Origin of the sequence: Streptomyces sp. OfavH-34-F (genome assembly GCF_022347745.1) — a bacterium.
Lineage (GTDB): Bacteria > Actinomycetota > Actinomycetes > Streptomycetales > Streptomycetaceae > Streptomyces.
The window spans coordinates 1-5,371 of record NZ_JAKRGC010000382.1; the positions used below are offsets into that span (position 1 = coordinate 1).

Here is a 5,371-nt window from a genome sequence, read left to right on the forward strand (position 1 = left end):
GGCACACCGGCCACGCCGGCCGCCGGGGACGACGGCGCCGTCCCGGCCGCGTCCACGCCGGCCGGTGCTGTGGGTACGCGCGGCGCGGCCGCTCTCGACTGCGGGGCCGAGGTCTACAAGATCGCCGTACCGGGCACGCCGCTGTCCTGGGGCGCGCCGCTGCTGGCGGACGACGGGGTGCGGCTGCGCCCCTCGACCATCTTCAGCGCCCATCTGGACCACTGGCGCCTGTGCGACGTGACGGAGACCGGCGGCGTCATCGAGGCGACCCTGTGGAACTGGGGCAACGGCGGGTGCGCGACGATCGCCGCGCCGGAGGCCGCCGCCGAGCGGACGATCCTGCGGACGGCCCCGTGCGCGGAGGACGACCTCCAGCGGTTCTACCTCTACCGTGACGTGCCCGGCAGCTCGAAGATCGGCATCCAGAACAAGTACACCGGTTTCATGATGGGTCACGACCGGTACGCCGACGGAGAGTTCGTACGCCAGTACTCGGGCGGCAGGCCCGACGGCACGGGCACGTACGCCCTGACGGTGGTCTGACGGCGGTCTGACAGTGGTCCGACGGCGGCCCGGCCCGGCGAGGGGGCCGGGTTCCGCGCGGACCGTGGCGGGAAACTATGAATGATGGTTCACTTCATTCATGGCCTATCGGAAGACACCGGCCGAGATCAGCCGGCTCGAAGCGGCAAGGGAACGTCTCGTCGCCTGCGCCACCGACGTCGTCACCGAGGTCGGCTGGGCGCAGGCGTCGGTGACCGCCGTCGCCGACGCGGCCGGCATCGCGGCCGGGTCCGTGTATCAGCACTTCCCGTCCAAGGCGGCGCTGGCCGTCGAGGTGTTCCGGCGCGCCGCCGGGCGCGAGGTCGAGGTCCTGGGCGAGGTGCTGCACGGCCCGGGCACCCCCGTCGAGCGGCTGGCCGGCGGCGTGGAGGTCTTCGCCCGCCGGGCGCTGGAGAACCGCGGCCTGGCCTACGCGCTGCTCGCCGCCCCCGCCGATCCGGCGGTCGGCGCCGAGCGGCTGGAGTTCCGCCGCCGCTACCGCGCGCTGTTCGCGGAGGTCGTCCGCCAGGGCATCGAGGACGGTCTGCTGCCCGCGCAGAACGGCGAGATCACCGCCGCCGCGCTCACCGGCGCGGTCGGCGAGGTCCTGGTCGACCCGCTCGGCGCCCGCGACGAGGCGACCGCCGGGGCGCTGCTCACCGAACTCGTCGCCATGGCGCTGCGCTGCGCGGGCGCCCCGCCCGCCGCCCGCCCCTGACCGACCCGCGCACCCCATCCCTCCGGAGGTTCCCATGACCACGACCGCTCCCACCGGCTCCCCCGGCGGCGCGACCCACGAAGTGACCAACCAGACACCGCCGTTGACCGGCTACGACGCCGCCGAGGACGCGGTGCTGCTGGAGGGCCTGCACCGCGAGGGCGCGTCCTGGCACACCGAGGAGCTGCACCGCCTCGGCCGGCTCGTCGGCAGCGCGCAGGCCCAGGAGTGGGCCGAACAGGCCAACACCAACGAGCCCGTGCTGCGCACCCACGACCGCTACGGCCACCGCGTGGACGAGGTCGACTTCCACCCCGCCTACCACCACCTCATGAGCGCCTCGGTGGGCGCGGGGCTGGCCGGGGCGGCCTGGGCCGACGAGCGCCCCGGCGCCCATGTCGCGCGCGCGGCCGGCTTCATGCTGATGTCCACGCTGGAGGCCGGGCACCTCTGCCCCGTCTCCATGACGTACGCCGTCGTCCCCGCCCTGCGGCACGCGCCGGACCTGGCCAAGACGTACGAGCCGCTGCTCACCGGCCGGGTGTACGAGGCCGGGCTGCGGACCCCCACCGAGAAGCCGGGGCTGCTCGCGGGTATGGGCATGACGGAGAAGCAGGGCGGCACCGATGTGCGCGCCAACACCACCGCGGCCACCGAGGCCGGTGACGGGACCTGGCGGCTGCGCGGGCACAAGTGGTTCACCAGCGCCCCGATGAACGACCTGTTCCTGGTGCTGGCCCAGGCGCCGGGCGGGCTCTCCTGCTTCCTGGTGCCGCGCGTCCTGCCGGACGGCAGCCGCAACACCTTCCGCATCCAGCGGCTCAAGGACAAGCTCGGCAACCGCTCCAACGCCAGCGGCGAGCCGGAGTTCGACGACACGGTCGCCTGGCTCGTCGGCCCCGAGGGCAAGGGGGTGCGCACCATCATCGAGATGGTGACGATGACCCGGCTGGACTGCGTCCTCGGTTCCGCCGCCGGCATCCGGGCCGCGCTCGCCCAGGCCGCCCACCATGCCCGCCACCGCCGGGTGTTCGGCGCCGCGCTGATCGACCAGCCGCTGATGCGCAACGTGCTCGCCGACCTCGCGGTCGAGTCGGAGGCGGCCACCACGCTCGCGCTGCGGCTGGCCGGGGCCGCCGACCGGGCCCAGCGGGGCGACGCCGGTGAGCGGGCGTTCCTGCGGCTGGCCACGGCGGTGTCCAAGTACTGGGTGTGCAAGCGGCAGCCGGTCGCGGTCGCCGAGGCGCTGGAATGCCTCGGCGGCAACGGCTACGTGGAGGACTCGGGCCTGCCGCGCATGTACCGGGAGGCGCCGCTCAACGGCATCTGGGAGGGGTCGGGCAATGTGAACGCGCTGGACCTGCTGCGGGCGCTGGCGCGGGAGCCGGAGTCCCTGGAGGCGTTCCGCGCCGAGGTGGAGGCCGCCGCGGGCGCGGACCGGCGGCTGGACGCGGCCTGGCGGGAACTGAGCGGTGAGCTGGTGCTGACGGAGGACGCCCCGCTGCGGGCCCGGCGGCTGATCGAGCGCGCGGCGCTGGTGCTCCAGGGCTCCCTGCTCGTACGCCACGCCCCGGCGGCGGTGGCCGACGCGTTCTGCGCGTCCCGGCTGGCCGGCGACCGGGGGCTGGCTTTCGGCACCCTGGCCCCGGATACGGACTTCGCGGGGCTGCTGGAACGCCTGCCGGCGTAGCCGCGCGGGCGGCGGGGGCGGTTGTGCCGGCCGCCCCCGGCCCGGGTCAGCGGCGGACCGGCTCCCCGGCCTGCCGCAGCCACCGCCAGACCGCCTTCGCCGCGTGGTGCCCCGACATGCCGTGCACGCCCGGACCGGGCGGGGTCGCCGAGGAGCAGAGGAAGACCGCCGGGTGGGCGGTGGCGTACGGGACGCGGGCGAGCTTGGGGCGGATGACGGTCTGCAGGCCCGCGAAGGCGCCGCAGGCGATGTCCCCGTCCACGTAGTTGGCGTTGCGCCGGGCGAGGACGGGCGGTCCGGCCACGGCGCGGGCGAGCACCAGATCGCGGAAGCCGGGGGCGAACCGCTCCAGTTGGCGTTCGACGACGTCGGTGGCGTCGCCCTCCCAGCCGGCCGGGACGTGCCCGTACACCCAGAAGACGTGCTTGCCCTCGGGGGCGCGGGAGGGGTCGACGAGGCCGGGCTGGGCGGTGATGAGGAAGGGCACGCGCGGGTCGAGGCCGCCGACCGCCCGGCTCAGGGCGTCGTCGATCTCCCCGGCGGTCGGCCCGAGGTGCACGGTGCCGGCCCGGCGGGCCTCCGGGGCCGTCCAGGGCACCGGTCCCGACAGCGCGTAGTCGATCTTGAAGCAGGAGGCGCCGTAGCGGTAGCCCTGGTAGGCGCGGCCGAGTCCGGCGATGCGGGCGAGCGCGGTCGGCGAGGTGTCGAAGACGTAGGCGCGGGCCGGGGGCAGTTCGTCCAGGCGTCTGACCTCCGTACCGGTCGTGATGGTGCCGCCCAGCTCCCGCAGGTATCCGGCGAGGGCGTCGGAGATGGCCTGGGAGCCGCCGAGCGGGACCGGCCAGCCCCGCTCGTGGGCGGCGAGCGCGAACAGGAGGGCGATGCCGCCGGTGGCCAGGCCGGTCGTGGGCGCGATGGCGTGCGCGGCGAGCCCGGCCATGAGGCCGCGCGCCTTCTCGCCCCGGAAGCGGCGGGACAGCAGGGAGGCGGGCTGGACCGCGTCGAGCCCGAAGCGGGCCCAGCGGTACGGGTCGCGGGGCAGCCCGTCCCACGGCGTGCGCAGGAAGTCCCGCGCGAGGCTCTCCCAGTGGCCGAGGTAGGGGGCGACGAGACGGCGGTAGGTGCCCGCGTCCTGGGAGCCGAGCGCCATGGCCGTCTCCCCCACCGACGCGGCGAGGACGGCGGCGGTGCCGTCCGGGAAGGGGTGGGCGAGGGCGAGCGGCGGCTGGAGCCATTCGAGGCCGTGCCGGGCGAGCGGCATCGCGTCGAAGGCGGGCGACCCTATCGCCAGGGGGTGCACCGCGGAACACGGGTCGTGCCGGAAGCCGGGGAGCGTCAGCTCCTCCGTGCGCGCGCCGCCGCCCACGGCCGGTCCGGCCTCGAAGACCTGAACGGCGAAGCCCCTTCGGGCCAGTTCGACCGCGGCGGTCAGTCCGTTGGGGCCCGCGCCCACCACGACCACATCGAGCATCGACGGCACCTTCGGACTCCTTAGTCAGCCGACGGTTGAAGCCCCCAGGATATTCACAGGCGCCGACAGCGGGTGGGCGGGTACGGTCACATGCCGATGACCTCGAACGACGCGCGCCCCGCGCCCTGTGACGTGCCGGACCGGATCGCGGCGATGGCCGCGCGCCTCACCGAAGTGCCCGGCGTCCGGGCCGTCGCGCTCGGCGGCAGCCGGGCCCGCGGTACCCAACGCCCCGACTCCGACTGGGATCTGGGCCTCTACTACCGGGGTACGCCGGACACCGCCGCCCTCGCCGCGCTGGCCGCCGCCTTCCACGGCTCCCCGGTCGAGGTGGCCGGACCGGGCGGCTGGGGGCCGTGGGTCGACGGCGGGGCGTGGCTGCGGGTGGACGGCGTCCCGGTGGACTGGATTCTGCGCGACCTGGACCGGGTCGAGCGGGTGTGGGAGGACTGCCGGGCGGGCCGCTACGAGGTGGGGGTGCAGCCGGGCCATCCGCTGGGGTTCTGGTCCCCCGCCTATCCGGGCGAGGTCGCGCTCGGGCATGTACTGGCCGACCCGGGCGGTGAGCTGACGGCCCTTCGGGCGCGGACGGCCGTCTATCCGGAGCGGCTGCGCGAGGCTCTCGCCGGGGCGGCGTGGGAGGCGGAGTTCTCGGTGGCGGCGGCCCGCAAGTCGGCCCCGTCCGGCGACCGGCTGCACGTCTCGCTCTGCCTGTCCCGCGCGTTCGGCGTGCTCGCGCAGTCGCTGCACGCCCACCATCGCCGGTGGTGCCTCAACGAGAAGGGCGCGCTGGCGGCGGCCGCCGCCCTGCCGGACACCCCGGCGGGCTTCGCGGAGCGGGTGGACGCGGCCCTGCGAGGGCTGGACGCGGCGGCGGTGGAGACGGCCGCGGAGGTCGTGCGCGAGGTGCGCGCGGTGCTGGGGGCGGCGGCGGGCTGACCGCGGGGCC

Annotated in this window: 4 protein-coding genes and 1 pseudogene; 4 read left to right on the forward strand and 1 reads right to left on the reverse strand. The window is 75.8% G+C overall.

The annotated features are described in order from the left end of the window. From MHW47_RS31500 to MHW47_RS31510, 3 genes and pseudogenes are all read left to right on the forward strand, one after another. A pseudogene (locus MHW47_RS31500) lies at nt 1-543 on the forward strand (hypothetical protein); the annotation flags it as partial. 100 nt (nt 544-643) lie between these two features. Then, nucleotides 644-1,261, forward strand: coding sequence for a TetR/AcrR family transcriptional regulator (locus MHW47_RS31505; protein ID WP_239227281.1), 618 nt, complete (start codon nt 644-646; stop codon nt 1,259-1,261). Between the two features lie 34 nt (nt 1,262-1,295). Next, on the forward strand, nt 1,296-2,951 hold the full coding sequence (locus MHW47_RS31510; protein ID WP_239227282.1) for an acyl-CoA dehydrogenase family protein: 1,656 nt from the start codon (nt 1,296-1,298) through the stop codon (nt 2,949-2,951). A 46-nt stretch (nt 2,952-2,997) separates the two neighbouring features. On the opposite strand, the gene MHW47_RS31515 is transcribed toward MHW47_RS31510, so the two are convergent. Continuing rightward, on the reverse strand, nt 2,998-4,431 hold the full coding sequence (locus MHW47_RS31515; RefSeq protein WP_239227283.1) for an NAD(P)/FAD-dependent oxidoreductase: 1,434 nt from the start codon (nt 4,429-4,431) through the stop codon (nt 2,998-3,000). An 87-nt stretch (nt 4,432-4,518) separates the two neighbouring features. On the opposite strand from MHW47_RS31515, the gene MHW47_RS31520 reads away from it, so the two are divergent. Beyond that, a complete protein-coding gene (locus MHW47_RS31520; RefSeq protein WP_374230180.1) occupies nt 4,519-5,361 on the forward strand; it encodes a nucleotidyltransferase domain-containing protein in 843 nt (280 codons plus the stop codon). Nucleotides 5,362-5,371: the final 10 nt, after the last annotated feature.